This window comes from Streptomyces lydicamycinicus, from assembly GCF_000829715.2.
Classification (GTDB): Bacteria; Actinomycetota; Actinomycetes; order Streptomycetales; family Streptomycetaceae; genus Streptomyces; species Streptomyces lydicamycinicus.
In genome coordinates, this window is the sequence record NZ_BBNO01000002.1 from 810,271 (window position 1) to 826,627 (window position 16,357).

The 16,357-nt window shown below is 70.3% G+C and carries 12 protein-coding genes and 4 tRNA genes; 7 read left to right on the forward strand and 9 right to left on the reverse strand.

Annotated features, from left to right (window positions below; all coding sequences use genetic code 11):
• Nucleotides 1-28: 28 nt before the first annotated feature.
• The 4 genes from TU31_RS09030 (at nucleotide 29) to purM (ending at nucleotide 4,750) form a co-directional block, all read left to right on the forward strand.
• Nucleotides 29-874 (forward strand): murein hydrolase activator EnvC family protein, encoded by an 846-nt coding sequence (locus tag TU31_RS09030; protein WP_042151562.1) that lies wholly within the window; start codon nucleotides 29-31, stop codon nucleotides 872-874.
• 71 nt (nucleotides 875-945) lie between these two features.
• Nucleotides 946-1,743: a maleylpyruvate isomerase family mycothiol-dependent enzyme gene (locus TU31_RS09035; RefSeq protein ID WP_042151566.1), complete on the forward strand. Its 798-nt coding sequence runs from the start codon at nucleotides 946-948 to the stop codon at nucleotides 1,741-1,743.
• Between the two features lie 319 nt (nucleotides 1,744-2,062).
• A complete protein-coding gene (gene purF, locus TU31_RS09040; protein ID WP_042151568.1) occupies nucleotides 2,063-3,622 on the forward strand; it encodes an amidophosphoribosyltransferase in 1,560 nt (519 codons plus the stop codon).
• A 33-nt stretch (nucleotides 3,623-3,655) separates the two neighbouring features.
• Nucleotides 3,656-4,750, forward strand: a complete 1,095-nt coding sequence (gene purM, locus TU31_RS09045) for a phosphoribosylformylglycinamidine cyclo-ligase (protein ID WP_042151571.1) — start codon at nucleotides 3,656-3,658, stop codon at nucleotides 4,748-4,750.
• A 182-nt stretch (nucleotides 4,751-4,932) separates the two neighbouring features.
• On the opposite strand, the gene TU31_RS09050 is transcribed toward purM, so the two are convergent.
• Entirely contained in the window at nucleotides 4,933-5,178 is a 246-nt protein-coding gene (locus tag TU31_RS09050) for a DUF3073 domain-containing protein (RefSeq protein WP_042151574.1), read from the reverse strand.
• 316 nt (nucleotides 5,179-5,494) lie between these two features.
• Nucleotides 5,495-6,613 (reverse strand): Leu/Phe/Val dehydrogenase, encoded by a 1,119-nt coding sequence (locus TU31_RS09055; protein WP_042151576.1) that lies wholly within the window; start codon nucleotides 6,611-6,613, stop codon nucleotides 5,495-5,497.
• 196 nt (nucleotides 6,614-6,809) lie between these two features.
• Here TU31_RS09055 and TU31_RS09060 point away from each other — a divergent pair, with 196 nt between their 5' ends.
• Together TU31_RS09060 and bldC are read left to right on the forward strand one after the other, a co-directional pair.
• Nucleotides 6,810-7,646 (forward strand): DUF8083 family protein, encoded by an 837-nt coding sequence (locus TU31_RS09060; protein ID WP_042151578.1) that lies wholly within the window; start codon nucleotides 6,810-6,812, stop codon nucleotides 7,644-7,646.
• Between the two features lie 514 nt (nucleotides 7,647-8,160).
• Nucleotides 8,161-8,367, forward strand: coding sequence for a developmental transcriptional regulator BldC (bldC, locus tag TU31_RS09065; RefSeq protein ID WP_003949541.1), 207 nt, complete (start codon nucleotides 8,161-8,163; stop codon nucleotides 8,365-8,367).
• Nucleotides 8,368-8,895: 528 nt separating this feature from the next.
• Here bldC and TU31_RS36635 read toward each other — a convergent pair.
• The 3 genes from TU31_RS36635 to hrpA form a co-directional block, all read right to left on the reverse strand.
• On the reverse strand, nucleotides 8,896-9,129 hold the full coding sequence (locus TU31_RS36635) for a DUF6274 family protein (RefSeq protein ID WP_078885654.1): 234 nt from the start codon (nucleotides 9,127-9,129) through the stop codon (nucleotides 8,896-8,898).
• A gap of 335 nt (nucleotides 9,130-9,464) precedes the next feature.
• Nucleotides 9,465-9,539, reverse strand: a tRNA-Asp gene (locus TU31_RS09070).
• A gap of 94 nt (nucleotides 9,540-9,633) precedes the next feature.
• The gene (gene hrpA / locus TU31_RS09075; protein ID WP_078885633.1) at nucleotides 9,634-13,728 is read right to left on the reverse strand and encodes an ATP-dependent RNA helicase HrpA; all 4,095 of its coding nucleotides are present in this window, start codon (nucleotides 13,726-13,728) and stop codon (nucleotides 9,634-9,636) included.
• 229 nt (nucleotides 13,729-13,957) lie between these two features.
• Between hrpA and TU31_RS09080 the strand changes: the two genes are divergently transcribed.
• Nucleotides 13,958-14,179 carry a hypothetical protein gene (locus tag TU31_RS09080; protein WP_245698461.1) on the forward strand — a complete coding sequence of 74 codons (222 nt, stop codon included), beginning with the start codon at nucleotides 13,958-13,960 and terminating at the stop codon, nucleotides 14,177-14,179.
• A 50-nt stretch (nucleotides 14,180-14,229) separates the two neighbouring features.
• Here TU31_RS09080 and TU31_RS09085 read toward each other — a convergent pair.
• The 4 genes from TU31_RS09085 to TU31_RS09100 form a co-directional block, all read right to left on the reverse strand.
• Nucleotides 14,230-14,303 (reverse strand) — tRNA-Phe (locus TU31_RS09085).
• A gap of 4 nt (nucleotides 14,304-14,307) precedes the next feature.
• Nucleotides 14,308-14,382 (reverse strand) — tRNA-Asp (locus TU31_RS09090).
• A gap of 48 nt (nucleotides 14,383-14,430) precedes the next feature.
• Nucleotides 14,431-14,503: transfer RNA gene (locus TU31_RS09095), tRNA-Glu, on the reverse strand.
• A gap of 82 nt (nucleotides 14,504-14,585) precedes the next feature.
• Entirely contained in the window at nucleotides 14,586-16,262 is a 1,677-nt protein-coding gene (locus TU31_RS09100; protein WP_042151583.1) for a metallophosphoesterase family protein, read from the reverse strand.
• Nucleotides 16,263-16,357: the final 95 nt, after the last annotated feature.

The window sequence follows — 16,357 nt, forward strand, 5'->3', positions numbered from 1 at the left end:
GGCCACACGACCTCACGGGGGAGACGGAATGAAGTCCACCACTGAACGCAAGCTCGCCAGGAACGCCGCACGCGCCTGCCTGCTGATCTTCCTCGTGATCTTCGTCGCGAGCTTCTTCGTCGACATTCCGTATTGGTGGGGCTGGGTCCCCCTGATCCTCTGGATACTGATCGCCTTCGGAGTGAACCGCCGGGCGGCCCGCGCGGAGGGGGACGGCGTGACGGGCCCGGCCCGCGCGCCGGTGGCGGTCGCCGCCCCGGTCACCGGCCGCTGGAAGGCTCTCAACAGCCCCGCCGACAAGGTCCCCAGCCATGGCACACGGGCCTACGGGCAGGCGTACGCGATCGACATCGTGGCGGAACCGGAGCCGAACTCCCGGCCCGGCTTCGGCTGGTGGCCCCTGGTCCGCCGCAACGAGGAGTTCCCGGCCTTCGGTGCGCCCCTGCTCGCCGTCGCCGACGCCACCGTCGTCCGTGCCCAGGACGGCAGCCGCGACCATCTCAGCCGCACGTCCTGGCCCGCGGCCGTCTACCTGCTCGCCCTGGAGGGCCCGGCCCGTACGCTCGGCGGCGCCCGCCGGATGCTCGGCAACCATGTGATCCTCGACCTGGGCGACGGCGTTTACGCGCTCTACGCCCATGTCCGCCGCGGTTCGCTCACCGTCCGTACGGGCGACCGGGTGCGGGCCGGCGAAACCCTCGGCCGGTGCGGCGACTCCGGCAACAGCAGCGAGCCGCACGTCCACTTCCAGCTCATGGACGCCGCCGACCCGGTCACCGCCCAGGGGGTCCCGTTCACCTGGCAGGGCGTCGGCATCCCGCGCAACGGCGAGACCTTCGAGCCCGGGGCGCCGCGGACGACACCGGTGAGCTGAGCGCCGGCGGCCCCGCGCCCGCATCACGCATTCGGCAGCACCTGTCGGTGCCGCCTCGTAGGCTGACGGATATGCATCCTGCCGCCCGGAAGCCGCGTCCCCGCCGGTACGACCCGAAGAAGACCCGTGGCGCCGTCACGGCCCAGCTCGCCCACGTCCAGCAGGCCGTACGCGCCCTCGACCCCGGCCAGTTGGCGCTGCCGACCCGGCTCGGTGACTGGACGGTGCGCGAGCTGGTGGCGCATCTGTCGATGGCCGTGGGGAGCGTGGCGCGCAGTCTTGAGGGGCCGGTGCCGGTGCGGGCGGAGGCCACCCTGCTGGAGTGGCCGGCGGCGGCCGCGCCGCGCGCCTCCGACGTCGACGCGCGCACCCGCGCCCTGGCCGACGCGCACGACCCCGTGGAACTGCTGGAACGCACCGCCGCGCAGTTCGCCGAGGCCGTCGCGCCGGAGCCGGACGACCGGCTGCTGCCGGTCCTGCCCGGCGCGATGCCGCTGGCCGACTTCCTCGTCACCCGCTGTCTCGAACTTGTCGTGCACACCGACGACCTTGCGGCGGCGACCGGCCTGGAGATCCCCTTCGACCGCCAGGCCCTGGCCACCACCACCCGCCTGCTGGCCGACGTCCTGGCGGACCGGGCCCCCGGCGGTTCGGTGGAGCTGCGGATTCCGCCGTTCGCCGTGGTGCAGTGCGTGGCGGGCCCCAAGCACACCCGCGGTACCCCGCCGAACGTGGTCGAGACCGACCCGCTGACCTGGATCCGGCTCGCCACCGGCCGTACGTTCTGGGCCGAGGCGCTGGACGCGGCGACGGTCACCGCCGGCGGCGAGCGGGCCGATATCAGCGGATATCTGCCCGTGCTGAGCTGACGGCGGCGGGCCCGGCACCCGCACCCGACGCGGGCGGCGCCCCCCGGCACCCGTACCGACGGCTTCCGCGGCGGCGTCGCGCATCTCACACGGAGCGGGGCGCGCCCCCACGCCGCAAGATCCACACGGTCCGCGCCGCGGGCCCCGCATCCGGCGGCACACCAGGTGAGCCAAGGGATCCGAGGCGCGCCGGGGTGTTGAGCCGCCCGCCGGGGGGCGTGGGCACGTCAGGCCGCGCGGCCCCTCTTTTATGCACTCATCCAGTTCAGCGGCCATCCCCGGTTCGGATGAATGCGCGACCTGCCCTAGACTCGGTGCCGTGCCACGTGGTGACGGACGACTCAACCACGACCTGCTCCCCGGCGAGAAGGGCCCCCAGGACGCTTGCGGCGTCTTCGGTGTCTGGGCTCCGGGTGAAGAGGTCGCCAAACTCACCTATTTCGGGCTGTATGCGCTGCAGCACCGTGGACAGGAGTCCGCGGGCATCGCGGTGAGCAACGGCTCCCAGATCCTCGTCTTCAAGGACATGGGCCTGGTTTCCCAGGTCTTCGACGAGACTTCGCTCGGCTCCCTCCAGGGCCATATCGCGGTGGGCCATGCCCGCTACTCCACCACCGGTGCCTCGGTGTGGGAGAACGCCCAGCCGACGTTCCGTGCGACCGCGCACGGCTCGATCGCGCTCGGCCACAACGGCAACCTGGTCAACACCGCCGAGCTGGCGGATCTGGTCGCCGCGCTGCCCCGCGAGGGCGGCCGCGCGACCCAGGTCGCGGCCACCAACGACACCGACCTGGTGACGGCGCTGCTGGCCGGCCAGGTCGACGAGGAGGGCAAGCCGTTGACCGTCGAGGAGGCCGCCCCGCGCGTCCTGCCGAAGGTCAAGGGCGCCTTCTCGCTCTGCTTCATGGACGAGCACACGCTCTATGCCGCCCGCGACCCGCAGGGCATCCGCCCGCTGGTCCTCGGCCGCCTGGAGCGCGGCTGGGTGGTGGCCTCCGAGTCCGCCGCCCTCGACATCTGCGGCGCCAGCTTCATCCGGGAGATCGAGCCCGGCGAGATGGTCGCCATCGACGAGGACGGCCTGCGTAGCACCCGCTTCGCCGAGGCCCGCCCCAAGGGCTGCGTCTTCGAGTACGTCTACCTGGCCCGCCCGGACACCGACATCGCCGGCCGCAATGTGTACCTCTCCCGCGTGGAGATGGGCCGCAAGCTGGCCGCCGAGGCGCCGGCCGATGCCGACCTGGTGATAGCGACCCCGGAGTCCGGCACCCCCGCCGCCGTCGGCTACGCCGAGGCCAGTGGCATCCCCTACGGCTCCGGCCTGGTCAAGAACTCCTACGTCGGCCGGACCTTCATCCAGCCCTCGCAGACCATCCGCCAGCTCGGTATCCGCCTCAAGCTCAACCCGCTCAAGGAAGTCATCCGCGGCAAGCGCCTGGTGGTCGTCGACGACTCGATCGTCCGCGGCAACACCCAGCGCGCCCTCGTCCGGATGCTGCGCGAGGCCGGCGCCGCCGAGGTCCACATCCGGATCTCGTCCCCGCCGATCAAGTGGCCGTGCTTCTTCGGCATCGACTTCGCCACCCGCGCGGAGCTGATCGCCAACGGGCTGAGCGTGGCGGAGATCGGCAAGTCGCTGGGCGCCGATTCCCTCGCCTACATCTCCATCGACGGCATGATCGAGGCGACCACGATCGACAAGCCGAACCTGTGCCGCGCCTGCTTCGACGGCGAGTATCCGATGGAGCTGCCCGACCCGGAGCTGCTGGGCAAGCACCTCCTGGAGTCGGAGACCAAGGCACCGGCGAAGTCCGACGTGGACGGCGTCCAGACGCTCACGGCCGGGGTCGGCGGCGCCGACGCGCTGCGTCGCCCGTAGAGCTCGTACACACACGACACGAAGGTTCTCAGCATGTCCGCTGAATCATCTGAGCGTGCTCCGCACGCGGGCACTGGTGCCAGCTACGCGAGCGCGGGCGTCGACATCGAAGCCGGCGACCGCGCCGTGGACCTGATGAAGGAGTGGGTGAAGAAGGCCACCCGCCCCGAGGTCGTCGGCGGGCTCGGCGGCTTCGCCGGCCTCTTCGACGCCTCGGCGCTGAAGCGGTACGAGCGCCCGCTGCTGGCCTCCGCCACCGACGGCGTCGGCACGAAGGTCGACATCGCCCGCAAGATGGGCGTCTACGACAGCATCGGCCACGACCTCGTCGGCATGGTCGTCGACGACCTGGTCGTCTGCGGCGCCGAACCGCTGTTCATGACCGACTACATCTGCGTGGGCAAGGTCTACCCGGAGCGGGTCGCCGCGATCGTCAAGGGCATCGCCGAGGGCTGTGTGCTGGCCGGCTGCGCGCTGGTCGGCGGCGAGACCGCGGAACACCCGGGGCTGCTGGGCGCGGACGAGTTCGATGTCGCCGGTGCCGGTACGGGCGTCGTCGAGGCGGACCGGGTACTGGGCGCGGATCGCATCCGTACGGGGGACGCGGTGATCGCCATGGCGTCCTCCGGCCTTCACTCGAACGGGTACTCGCTGGTCCGTCATGTGCTGTTCGACCGGGCGGGCATGGCCCTGGACCGGGAGATCCCGGAGTTCGGCCGCACCCTGGGTGAGGAGCTCCTGGAGCCCACCAAGATCTACTCGCTGGACTGCCTGGCGCTGACCCGTACGACCGAGGTGCACGCCTTCTCGCACATCACCGGCGGCGGCCTGGCCAACAACCTCGCCCGGGTGATCCCGGACGGTCTGCACGCCACGGTCGACCGTGCCACCTGGACCCCGGGCCCGGTCTTCGACCTGGTCGGCTCGGCGGGCTCGGTCGAGCGCGGGGAGCTGGAGAAGACCCTGAACATGGGCGTCGGCATGATCGCCGTTGTCCCGCAGGGTTCGGTGGAGGCCGCCCTGACCACCCTCGCCGACCGCGGTGTGGACGCCTGGGTCAGCGGTGAGATCGTCGAGCGTGGTGACCACGCCGAGGCAGTGACCCTGACCGGTGACTACGCGAGCTGACGGACCGAGCCGTCCCCCTGGTCCGGACCGGGCCGGGGGAGGTGCCGCCCGCACGGACAGCGGTCTGTGCGGCGGTCCCGGCCATGGTCATCCGGCCAGGCATCCGGGCAGCACAGAACCCGGTCCGGGTATGCCCAGGACCGGGTCCGTGATGCTGTTATGGGTGCCGCGAGCGCAGAGACTCAAGCGCGACGACGCTGGTCCGACGAGTCGCCCTCGTCCTCTTCGTCGTCGTTGTACAGCTCTGCGTACCGTGCGTACGGGTCGTCGTCCTCGTCATCCTCGAACGGCTCTCCGTTCGGAGGCTGCTGGTTCGACTGCGTTGCACCCAGCTCGTCGGCCAGTCGTGAGAGATCCGTCCCACCGCTGCTGTACTTCAGCTGGCGGGCGACCTTTGTCTGCTTGGCCTTGGCCCGGCCGCGCCCCATGGGTCGACCCCCTCAATGACGGGGCTCGGTGGCCCCAGAGTCTTGACACGCGTTCATGGATCAGAGCGGGCTCTCGACAGAGAGACCGGCCCGTAGGGCTTTAACGGTACCTGCTTCCGCGGCCATGCGGTACGTCGCCCGCATCACCCGCCGCTCGGCACGACCTGCAAGGTGCCCCGTCCCCGCTGGTCAACTGCGATTTTAACCTGTCCTGTACGGCGACCCGCCGACGGGTGGTGAGGGATGTCTCCCTGATCACCCGTGGCGGGCCGCGCAAGGCACGCTTTCCGGCCGACACGGCCCATATCCGGCCGCGTCAGGCGCGCCGGGCCTCCGCCATCCGCTGTTCGGCCAGGCGATCGGCGGCCGCGGCGGGCGGAATGCCGTCGGCCTTCGCACGAGCGAATATCGCCAGCGTGGTGTCGAAGATCTTCGCCGCCTTGGTCTTGCAGCGGTCGAAGTCGAAGCCGTGCAGCTCGTCGGCCACCTGGATGACACCGCCCGCGTTCACGACGTAATCGGGGGCGTAGAGGATGCCGCGGTCGGACAGATCCTTCTCGACGCCGGGGTGGGCGAGCTGGTTGTTGGCCGCGCCGCACACCACCTTCGCGGTCAGCACCGGCAGCGACTCATCGCTCAGCGCACCGCCCAGCGCACACGGCGCATAGACGTCCAGGCCCGCGGTGCGGATCAGTGCCTCGGTGTCCGCGACCGCGGTGACCTGCGGGTACTTGGCGCGGACCCGGTCCACCGACTCGGCCCTGACGTCCGTGATCACGACCTCGGCACCGTCCTGGAGGAGGTGCTCGACGAGGAGGTGGCCGACCTTGCCGACGCCCGCGATGCCCACCTTGCGGCCGCGCAGCGTCGGGTCGCCCCAGGCGTGCTGGGCCGAGGCGCGCATGCCTTGGAAGACACCGTAGGCGGTCAGGACGGAGGAGTCGCCGGCGCCGCCGTTGGCGGGGGAGCGGCCGGTGGTCCACTTGTTCGTACGGGCGACGACGTCCATGTCGGCGACGTACGTACCGACGTCGCACGCGGTGACATAGCGGCCCCCGAGGGAGGCCACGAACCGGCCGTAGGCGAGCAGGAGTTCCTCGGTCTTGATCAGGTCGGGGTCACCGATGATCACGGCTTTACCGCCGCCGTGGTCCAGCCCGGCCAGGGCGTTCTTGTAGGACATGCCGCGCGACAGGTTCAGGGCGTCCAGCACGGCCTCCTCTTCGGAGGCGTAGGCATGGAAGCGGGTACCACCGAGGGCGGGGCCCAGGGCGGTGCTGTGGATGGCGATCACGGCCTTCAGGCCGCTGGCACGGTCCTGGCAGAGAACGACCTGCTCATGGCCCCCCTGCTCCGACCGGAACAGGGTGTGCAGAACGCCGCCGTCGGTGCCGGCGGAGGCCGGACGTACGTCAGTCACTGTGGTGACTCCCATAAGTCGCGAAGGACGCCCTCCTTCGGGTGGGGAGGGCCGGTTGAAAAGAGCGTAAGACCTGCGCGGCCGGTTGATCGGTCGGGTGCCGAGGATCACCCTCTCCCGGGGGACGGGCATGGGACGATCTGGTCGTATCGCAGGCCGGCGGGGCCCTCGGGACCTCCCGGTGGTGGACTTCCCCTTTGAAGGAGCGGGCGTGGCCCTGGCGTCGTCGGTGAAGGTCCCGTACATGGCATATCTACGGGTCTACGAGCCGCTGGCTGCGTTCCCCGAGCCGGAGCGCTCCCACTGGGCCCGCTATGCCAAGCGGGCGAAGACCCCTACCGCCCAGGACGAGCAGCGGCGGGCCCTGGCGGATCTGCTGCCCACCCCACCGGTGCCGGTGCCGGTCCACGAGAGCGCGGACGCCTTCATCGCCGTGGTGAACGAGGTGACCTGCGTCTGCCCCTGGCGCACCCGGCTGCGCGGCTGGCAGGCCCTGGAGTCGCTGGACGAGCTGCTGCCGGCCTCGGTGCTGGACGCGGCGCTGCCCCCGGTGGTGCGCCGGCAGGCGGCCACCGACTACGAGCAGTGGCGGGAGCGCAACCCGGACGCCCGGCCCTGGATCCGCGGTGCCGCCTGGCACGTCCCGGTCCGCTGGTTCGTGCTGTTCTCCGACGGCGAGCGGGAGTACACGAAGGGTGAGCAGGAGTCGGTGATGCGCTACCGGACGCCGATGGTGCAGGCGCGGCGACGGGTCGCCCGGGGCCTGCGGACGCTGCGGGACGCCCTGGAAGAGGGGCCCTTGATCGACGGCCTGGTAGATGTGGGGCGCTGGCTCGAAGAATTCCATCCGCGTTCGCTCGTGGAGCTGGACTACGGCGGGCTGGTGCACGCGGTGCCCGAAGCGCAGCTCGCCGAGGACCGTTCCGCCGCCGAGGTGGCGGAGGGGCTGGCGGCGCTGCGCGAGGGGGACGGCGAGCGGGCCGGAGTCGCGTACGAGAAGCTTTCCCAGCGGTGGCGTGCGGTGCGGGAACGGCAGTTCTCCAGCTGAGGCGCCGGTGCGGTGCCGAAGGCCGTGGCGTGGCAGCGCTGTGTTCGCTTTCCGGTGGTTGGACGGTAAAGGACGTAGGTCCTGATCCGGGCGATTGCCTCAAGCGTGACCTAAAGCACTGACATCGGGTCTTGCTCCCAAGCCATACCCTCGTGCCAAAATAGGACAAGGAGCCCGACCTGGGCTCCTTCCGTCCAACTAAGGGCGGATAGATCGGTATTGCGTTCCTTGAGGGGTCTCGTGGCGGCTGATCACGCTGTGACTGATCGTCACGGTCGGGTGACTGTCCGCTATGGCACGGTCCATCGGCATCCGCCGAGGTTGAACACCTGAGAGGGCAATTCCATCGGTTTGGCCGACGTGGCTGGACAGATGGTGTAGTTGTAGTGCCGAGGACAAGCCGTTCGTCCTATAACCGACTCGGCCCGCGTCCGCCATTTCGGGCAACGTGGGTCAAGGTGCAGAATTTAGAGGAAAGAACCGTGATGGTTCGGTTCTCCCGAGGAGGCCGCTCATGACCGCTCGCACCCCTGACGCCGAGCCGCTGCTTACCCCTGCTGAGGTCGCCACGATGTTCCGCGTGGACCCGAAGACGGTGACCCGTTGGGCCAAGGCAGGCAAGCTCACGTCCATCCGCACGCTCGGAGGACACCGGCGTTACCGCGAGGCTGAGGTCCGCGCACTACTCGCGGGCATTCCGCAGCAGCGCAGCGAGGCCTGAACAACCGCATAACCAGGACGTTTTCGGGGCCCCCAACCCGAAAGCGCCCGCTTTGTGCCACATAGCTCGACCGCTTCACCACGCTTCACACAGCTTCATACGACGCGGCGCCTGCCCCACAGGCCCCACGCCCGCTCCATGTGGGTACGTCGTTGATCGCGCTGGACTCCGCCGGGTCCAGCGCGATTTTTTTGTGTGCGCCCGCTTCAGGGCCCGTTGGGGCGGTCGGGCCGGCCTGGCGCCCACGTCGCCCCGGACGGCGGTCAGCGGGTCTCCACGGGCCCTGTGAGGGGCTTTCCGCGGGGACCCCGAGTCCCCTCTCGGAAGCCTCCTCAGGGGAGGTGCAATTGCACATATTAAATTGACCGGTTGTAGGGCGGGTGTAAGTTCCTCATCGCGCCAAACTTGTTCGGTGACACCCGTCACACGACGTGGCGCTTGAAGACGATACGGCCGCTGCGATAGAGAACTCCGCTCGCCACACCCAACAGCCTGTCACCGCACCGCGGGTGACGCAGGCGTCGGTGGTCACCGGCTCGCGGGACCTTCGCCCTCGTCCGCCGGCGGCCCACAGACGGCCCCGGACGAGTCGGAGGCGGAAGCGGGCGCCCCGGGCCCGGAACGGGCCGTGTGCGGCTCCATGACGAGCCGTTGCAGCTGATGGCAGACAGGGCAGTGCCGCGTCAGATGGCGATAGCCCGTGGCGGCTGCCAGATGGGCCCGCAACAGCGCCCTGGTCTCGTGCCGTACCGCAGTCGTCATGCGCATACCTCCCCGGCCCCACGCCTTCCTCAGTGAGTACCCGCGGTACGTGCCGCCGTCAATACAGCGGGCGGCAATCCGGCTACGGTCCGCATTCGTCGGGAGGGAAATGGCCGGCGCCGCGACCGGGCCCGGTGGGGTGCGGGCGGAGCCGGAACGTGATCGGCGCCACGGCCCCCTCCGCGCCACGGCCCCCTCTGCGTGCGGCAGCGGCGGGGAGCGGGACCTGACGGGATGTGGGGTGCCGGTGGCGGCTTCGCGCGGCGCGCGGGGTGGGGCCCGAGTACGGACAGCAGAAAGGCCCGCATCCGAGAGGATGCGGGCCTTTCTCTATGCGGTCCTGACGGGATTTGAACCCGCGGCCTCCACCTTGACAGGGTGGCGAGCACTCCAAACTGCTCCACAGGACCTTGCGTTTCGCTTTCCGCTTGCGGCGGGCTGCGAAGCAAGACTGTACAGCAGGTCAGGGGGTGCGGTCGAACTCGATACCGGCAGGCCGGGTTCCTACGGCGCGGCGGCGTCCACCGCCTTCACGATGCGCTTGTCGGAGACCGGGTACGCGGTCCCCAGCGCGTGGGCGAAGTAGCTCACCCGGAGCTCCTCGATCATCCAGCGGATCTCCAGGGCCGCGGCCGGCACCGGGCGGCCCGGCGGGAACTGCTCCAGCAGCCAGGCGTATTCGTCTTGCATCTCCTTCACCTTCGCCATCCGGGTGCGGTCCCGCTCGGCGTTGGTGGGCAGCTGCTGGAGACGGCGGTCGGCGGCCACCAGATAGCGCATCAGGTCCGGCAGCCGCTTGGCGCCGTGTGCTGTCACGAAGCCCGGCTTGATCAGTGCCGCCAGCTGCTCCCGGATGTCCGTGAGGGACGGCAGGAGTGAGGGGAACGCCGTCTCCTTCAGCCGGCGCTCGCACGCCTGCCAGGCGGCCAGCACCTCCTGGACCTGCTGGATGGTCTTCAGCGTGACGTCCACCAGATCCGCGCGGACCTGGTCGAAGAGCTTCCGGAAGGACTCCTCGTCCCACGCCGGACCGCCCCGGGCCGCGATCAGCCGGTCCGCGGCGGCGGTGACGCAGTCCTCGAAGAGCGCGGCGATGGAGCCGTGCGGATTACGGGACAGCGCGAGCTTCTGCTGATTGCTCAGCCTGTCCTGGGCGAACTTGGCCGGATTGGACGGGATGTTCAGCAGGATGAGCCGGCGGGTGCCCGCCCACATCGCCGTGAGCTGCTCGGCCTCGGTGTCGAAGAGGCGTACGGCGACGCTGCTGCCCTCGTCGACCAGCGCCGGGTATGCCTTCAGCGGCTGGCCCGCACGCCGGGTCTCGAAGGTGCGCGGCAGCGTGCCGATCGTCCAGGAGGTCAGCCCGGTCCGCTGCTCGGGGCCGGCCGGCGCCGGTCCGCCGTCCGCGCCGCCCTTACGGTCCCTGGCCGGCCGCTCGGCGGCCTGCTCGAAGGCCTTGGAGATGGCCGCCCGGGTCTTCGGCTTGAGCTTCAGCCGCAGCGCCTCCAAGTCCTTGGCCTCGGCGAGCTTGCGGCGCCGCTCGTCGACCACCCGGAAGGTGATCTTGAGGTGGTCCGGGACCTTGGCCGGGTCGAAGTCCGCGGCCTCCACGGGCACGCCCACCATCCGCTGGAGCCCCGCGGCCAGAGACGTCGTCAGGGCGCCCTGAAGGGGGACCGTGGAGTCCAGGAAGCGGGCCGCGAAGTTCGGTGCCGGGACGTAGTTGCGCCGGATCGGCTTGGGCAGGGACCGGATCAGCTCCGTCACCAGCTGTTCGCGCAGGCCCGGGATCTGCCAGTCGAAGCCCTCGGACGAGACCTGGTTGAGGACCTGGAGGGGGATGTGGACGGTCACACCGTCCGCGTCCGCGCCCGGCTCGAACTGGTAGGTGACCTTGAACTTCAGCTTTCCCTGCCGCCAGGAATCCGGGTAGTCGTCCTTCGTGACGGCCTCGGCGGACTCGTTGATGAGCATCGAGTGCTCGAAGTTCAGCAGCTCCGGCTCGTCGCGGTGCTTCTTCTTCCACCAGGCGTCGAAATGCGCGCCGGAGACCACATCCGCCGGAATGCGCTGGTCGTAGAAGTCGAAGAGCGTCTCGTCGTCGACGAGGATGTCGCGGCGCCGGGCGCGGTGCTCCAACTCCTCGACCTCGCCGAGGAGTTTGCGGTTGTCATGGAAGAACTGGTGATGGGTGCGCCAGTCGCCCTCGACCAGGGCGTTGCGGATGAACAGGTCGCGCGAGGTCTCCGGATCGATCCGGCCGTAGGTGATCTTGCGCTGGGCGACGATCGGGACGCCGTAGAGCGTCACCCGCTCGTACGCCATCACCGCGGCCATCTTCTGTTCCCAGTGCGGCTCGCTGTACGTGCGTTTGACCAGGTGCTGGGCGAGCGGCTCGATCCACTCCGGCTCGATCTTGGCATTCACCCGCGCCCACAGCCGGGACGTCTCGACCAGCTCGGCGGACATCACCCAGCGCGGGGGCTTCTTGAAGAGCGCTGAGCCGGGGAAGACCGCGAACTTGGCGCTGCGGGCGCCCAGATACTCGTTCTTGGCGTCGGTGTCCTTGAGGCCGATATGCGAAAGCAAACCGGAAAGCAGGGAGGTGTGGATGTGATCCGGCGCCGCGTCCTCCTCGCTGAGGTGGATGCCCATGGTCTTGGCGACCGACCGCAGCTGGGAGTAGATGTCCTGCCACTCGCGTATCCGGAGGTAGTTCAGGAACTCACTGCGGCACATCCGCCGGAAGGCCGAGGAGGACAGCTCCTTCTGCTGCTCGCGGACATAGCGCCAGAGGTTGAGGAAGGCGAGGAAGTCGGAGGTCTCGTCCTTGAAGCGGGCGTGCTGCTGATCGGCCTGCTGCTGCTTGTCCGCGGGCCGCTCGCGCGGGTCCTGGATGGACAGCGCCGCCGCGATGACCATGACCTCGCGGACACAGCCGTTGCGGTCCGCCTCCAGCACCATCCGCGCCAGCCGCGGGTCGACCGGAAGCTGGGAGAGCTTGCGGCCGAGCGGGGTCAGCCGCTTCTTGGGGTCCTTCTGCTTGGTGTCGAGCGCGCCGAGCTCACTCAGCAGATCGACGCCGTCCTTGATGTTGCGGCGGTCCGGCGGGTCGATGAATGGGAACTTCTCGATGTCGCCGAGGCCGGCCGCGGTCATCTGGAGGATGACGGAGGCGAGGTTCGTCCGGAGGATCTCCGCGTCGGTGAACTCGGGGCGGGAGAGGAAGTCGTCCTCGGAGTAGAGGCGGATGCAGATGCCGTCGCTGGTACGGCCGCAGCGGCCCTTGCGCTGATTGGCGCTGGCCTGCGAGACCGGCTCGATGGGCAGCCGCTGGACCTTGGTGCGGTAGCTGTAGCGGGAGATCCGGGCCATGCCCGGGTCGATGACGTACTTGATGCCCGGGACGGTCAGCGAGGTCTCGGCGACGTTCGTGGCCAGCACGATCCGCCTGCCCGTATGCCGCTGGAAGACGCGATGCTGCTCGGCGTGCGACAGCCGCGCGTACAGGGGGAGGACCTCGGTGAACGGGAGGGCCTTCTTGTTGAGCGCGTCGGCGGTGTCGCGGATCTCCCGCTCGCCGGAGAGGAAGACCAGGATGTCGCCCGGCCCGGCGGACTGGAGCTCGTCCACGGCGTCGCAGATCGCGGTGATCTGGTCGCGGTCCGCGTCCTGGCCGCCCTCCTCCAGCAGCGGGCGGTAGCGCACCTCCACCGGATACGTCCGGCCGGAGACCTCGACGATCGGCGCGCTCGGCTTCGTCTCCTCGTCACTCCCGGCCGGGGAAGCGGCGCGGTCCGGCGCCGCCCCTACGGACGCGAAGCTGCCGAAGTGCCGGGCGAACCGCTCCGGGTCGATGGTCGCCGAGGTGATGACGACCTTGAGGTCCGGGCGCCGGGGCAGCAGCTGGGCGAGATAGCCGAGGATGAAGTCGATGTTGAGGCTGCGCTCGTGCGCCTCGTCGATGATGATCGTGTCGTACTGGCGCAGCTCCCGGTCCGTCTGGATCTCGGCGAGCAGGATGCCGTCCGTCATCAGCTTGACGAGGGTGTCCCCGCCGACCTGGTCCGTGAAGCGGACCTTCCAGCCGACCGCCTCGCCCAGCGGGGTCTTCAGCTCCTCGGCCACCCGCTCGGCGACCGTACGGGCCGCGATCCGGCGCGGCTGGGTGTGCCCGATCAGGCCCCGGATGCCCCGGCCGAGCTCCAGGCAGATCTTGGGGATCTGCGTCGTCTTGCCGGAGCCGGTCTCGCCGGCGACGATCACGACCTGGTGGTCGCGGATCGCGGCGAGGATCTCGTCCTTCTTCTGGCTGACCGGCAGCTCTTCCGGATACGTGATCTCGGGCACCGCGGCGCGCCGCTGCTCGACCCGCAGCTCCGCCTCGTCGATGCCGCCGGAGATCTCGGAGAGCACGGCCGCCCGGGCTTCCGGCTTACGGATACGGCGCGCGCCGTCGAGCCGGCGCCCCAGCCGCTGCTGATCGCGCAGCATCAGCTCGGGCAGACGTTCCAGCAGGTCGGAGAGGCCGGGAGCGGCGGTGCCGGGCAGCGCGGGAGCAGAGCCGTCGGGCAGGGCGGAGGCAGGCTGACTGGACATACGTCCCCCAGGATCTCACCTCGGATAAACGACTGGCGAACCATTTGCCCGCGCGGACGGCGCCCCGCGCTCCCCGGCAGCCCGCCGGGAACCTCCCTCGCGCCCCGGCCGGTGCTCGCGGCCGCCCGTTTCCGATGCGGCGGCACCGCCGTCCGGGTGGCCGCGGGGAGAGCGGGCGGGGACCGGAAACAGGATTACGACATGATCGCCGGTAGGCGAGAATGCCCGTATGGACAAGGGAATACGACGGGTTGCGGGCATCGTCATGATGGTCGCCGGTATCGCGCTCGGCGCCTGGCTGGTCTTCGGCGCGCCGCACGACTGGGAAGGCGATGTGCGGCTGGTGAAGATGGCGATGGGCCTGGCGGCGACGGGGATGATCACCGGCGGTGCCCGGCTGATCTTCTGGCAGCCGGAGGACGAGCCCGCCGGGGAAGCCGGCGTCGGATAGCGACGAAAAAGGCCCCGATTCGAGGAATCGGGGCCTTCTCCCAATGGGTGTGGCTGGGGCCGGGGTCGAACCGGCGACCTATCGCTTTTCAGGCGATCGCTCGTACCAACTGAGCTACCCAGCCGCAGCGGTCCTGACGGGATTTGAACCCGCGGCCTCCACCTTGACAGGGTGGCGAGCACTCCAAACTGCTCCACAGGACCTTGCATTGTGCGAAAGTGGCGTGAGCCAGTCTCGCACACGGTGATGCGTGCCCCCAACGGGATTCGAACCCGTGCTACCGCCTTGAAAGGGCGGCGTCCTGGGCCACTAGACGATGAGGGCTGGTGGCCACCTTGGCGTCGTTACCGGCGCCGTCGGGGACGTGAGAAGCATATGGGATGGGAGGACCGTTCGCCAAAACGGTTTAGCGGGGGTGTTCGGACGGGCTCCTGGCCGGGCGCGCGGAAGGGCCCGACGGGGGCCCGGAGGACGGGCCCGCCGAGGGCGGTGAACCGGACGGCGCGGGCGTGGCGCCGGGTTGGTTCTCATGGGGGAGGTGGCGGCTGACCTCGGCCCGCGACAGGCCCAGTCCGCCGAGGGTGATCTCGTCCCACGCCTGGAGCCGTTTCGTCCGCCGGTCCAGATAGAGCACCGAGGCCAGGACCGGCTCGGGCTTCTTGTTGTGCACCGCGCGCAGTCCGCCGCCCGTCGAGCCCTCGACCATCAGCCGGGTGCCCTGGGGGAGCAGGGTGTTCTCCCGGTGGTGGACATGGCCGGCCAGCGCCAGCGGGGCCAGGCCGTCCGCCTCGCGCACCGCGGCGGGGTTGTGGGCCAGGGCGAGGTCGACGGGGGTGCCGGCCAGCCGCTGGGTGCGCAGCGCGTCGGCGAGGTGGCCGCCGGCGGTGCGCTCGGCGGGGTCGCCGGCCGCCACCACGGAGCGGTCCGGGGTGAACTGCGGGTCGCCGACGCCCGCGATACGTACGCCGGCGACCTGGGTGACCTTGCCGTGGTCGAGGACGGTGACATGGCGTCGGCCGGTCAGGTACTTCTGCGTGCCCCGGGAGTCGTGGTTGCCGCGCACCCATACGTAGGGGGCGCCGAGGGTGGAGACCGGGTCCAGGAAGTGGTTCTCGGCGGCCGAGCCGTGGTCCATGGTGTCGCCGGTGTCGACGATCACGTTGATCCGGTACTGCTTCACCAGGGAGGCGATGATCCGCCAGGCGCCGGGGTTGAGGTGGATGTCGGAGACGTGCAGGACGCGGATGGTGGTCGGGTCCGGCTGGTAGACGGGCAGCGTCGAGGTGGCGTCGTAGAGCTTGGTGACGTTGGTCACCAGGCGCGCCAACTCCTTCTGGTAGACGTTGAATTCGCTGACGATGCTGCGGGCGTTGCCGACCACCGAGGGCGCCGAGGTGAGCAGGCCGGAGAACTTCGGCTCCAGTACGGACTCGGGGTTCCAGGTGGCGTATGCGGTGCCCGCGGAGGCGCCGAGCAGGGTGAGCGCCAGACCGCCGGCGGCCAGTGCGCGGCGCGGGCGGCGGTAGACGGCCAGGCCCAGCGCGGTGGCGCCGGACGCCACGGCGACGCAGGAGTGCAGCGCCAGTCCCAGGGCGCCGCGGGTGACGTCGTGGGTGACCTCGGCCTGGAGACCGGCGAACCGTTCGGGGTGGTCGACCAGCGCCTGGGAGCGGACCGGGTCCAGGCGGTCGACGTCGACATCGAGCCGTACGGGCGCGTGGTGGCTGCTCAGTTCCAGGTCGCCCAGCGGCGCGACCTCGATCCGGGTGCCGCCGGACAGCGAGGGGCGCAGCGCCATGCTGGTGTCCATCGGGCCGACGGGGACACGGAGGCTGCCGATCAGCAGCAGCCCCAGACAGGCGCCGACGACGGTGACGGCCATCAGGCCGAGGGTGGATGCCAGGGGGCGGTGCGGAGCGCCGTCGAGCAGGGTGGCGGTGGGGGCCGTACGGCGGGAGCGGTAGCCGCGGCGGACGGCTGCCGGGAGGGCGCGTACGCCGTCGAGGCCGGTATGGAGCAGTCGGTGCGGGTGGCTTTGCGGGGCGTCGGGGTTCGGTGTCCGGGAGCGCGCTGCGCGGGCCATTGGTCCCGTATGCCCGGCCGTGGCGCCGTTAAGCGAGGAGGGGGCGCTTCCGGTTGGGCTGCGGTGCGGCGGGCGGACCGCGACGATCGGTGGGG

Excerpts from the sequence above, each read along its gene's own strand:
- TU31_RS09030 (WP_042151562.1), top strand. The coding sequence starts at position 29 with ATGAAGTCCACCACTGAACGCAAGCTCGCCAGGAACGCCGCACGCGCC.
- TU31_RS09035 (WP_042151566.1), top strand. The coding sequence starts at position 946 with ATGCATCCTGCCGCCCGGAAGCCGCGTCCCCGCCGGTACGACCCGAAG.
- purM (WP_042151571.1), top strand. The coding sequence starts at position 3,656 with ATGTCCGCTGAATCATCTGAGCGTGCTCCGCACGCGGGCACTGGTGCC.
- TU31_RS09050 (WP_042151574.1), bottom strand. The coding sequence starts at position 5,178 with ATGGGGCGCGGCCGGGCCAAGGCCAAGCAGACAAAGGTCGCCCGCCAG.
- TU31_RS09055 (WP_042151576.1), bottom strand. The coding sequence starts at position 6,613 with ATGGGAGTCACCACAGTGACTGACGTACGTCCGGCCTCCGCCGGCACC.
- bldC (WP_003949541.1), top strand. The coding sequence starts at position 8,161 with ATGACCGCTCGCACCCCTGACGCCGAGCCGCTGCTTACCCCTGCTGAG.
- TU31_RS36635 (WP_078885654.1), bottom strand. The coding sequence starts at position 9,129 with ATGACGACTGCGGTACGGCACGAGACCAGGGCGCTGTTGCGGGCCCAT.
- hrpA (WP_078885633.1), bottom strand. The coding sequence starts at position 13,728 with ATGTCCAGTCAGCCTGCCTCCGCCCTGCCCGACGGCTCTGCTCCCGCG.
- TU31_RS09080 (WP_245698461.1), top strand. The coding sequence starts at position 13,958 with ATGGACAAGGGAATACGACGGGTTGCGGGCATCGTCATGATGGTCGCC.
- TU31_RS09100 (WP_042151583.1), bottom strand. The coding sequence starts at position 16,262 with ATGGCCCGCGCAGCGCGCTCCCGGACACCGAACCCCGACGCCCCGCAA.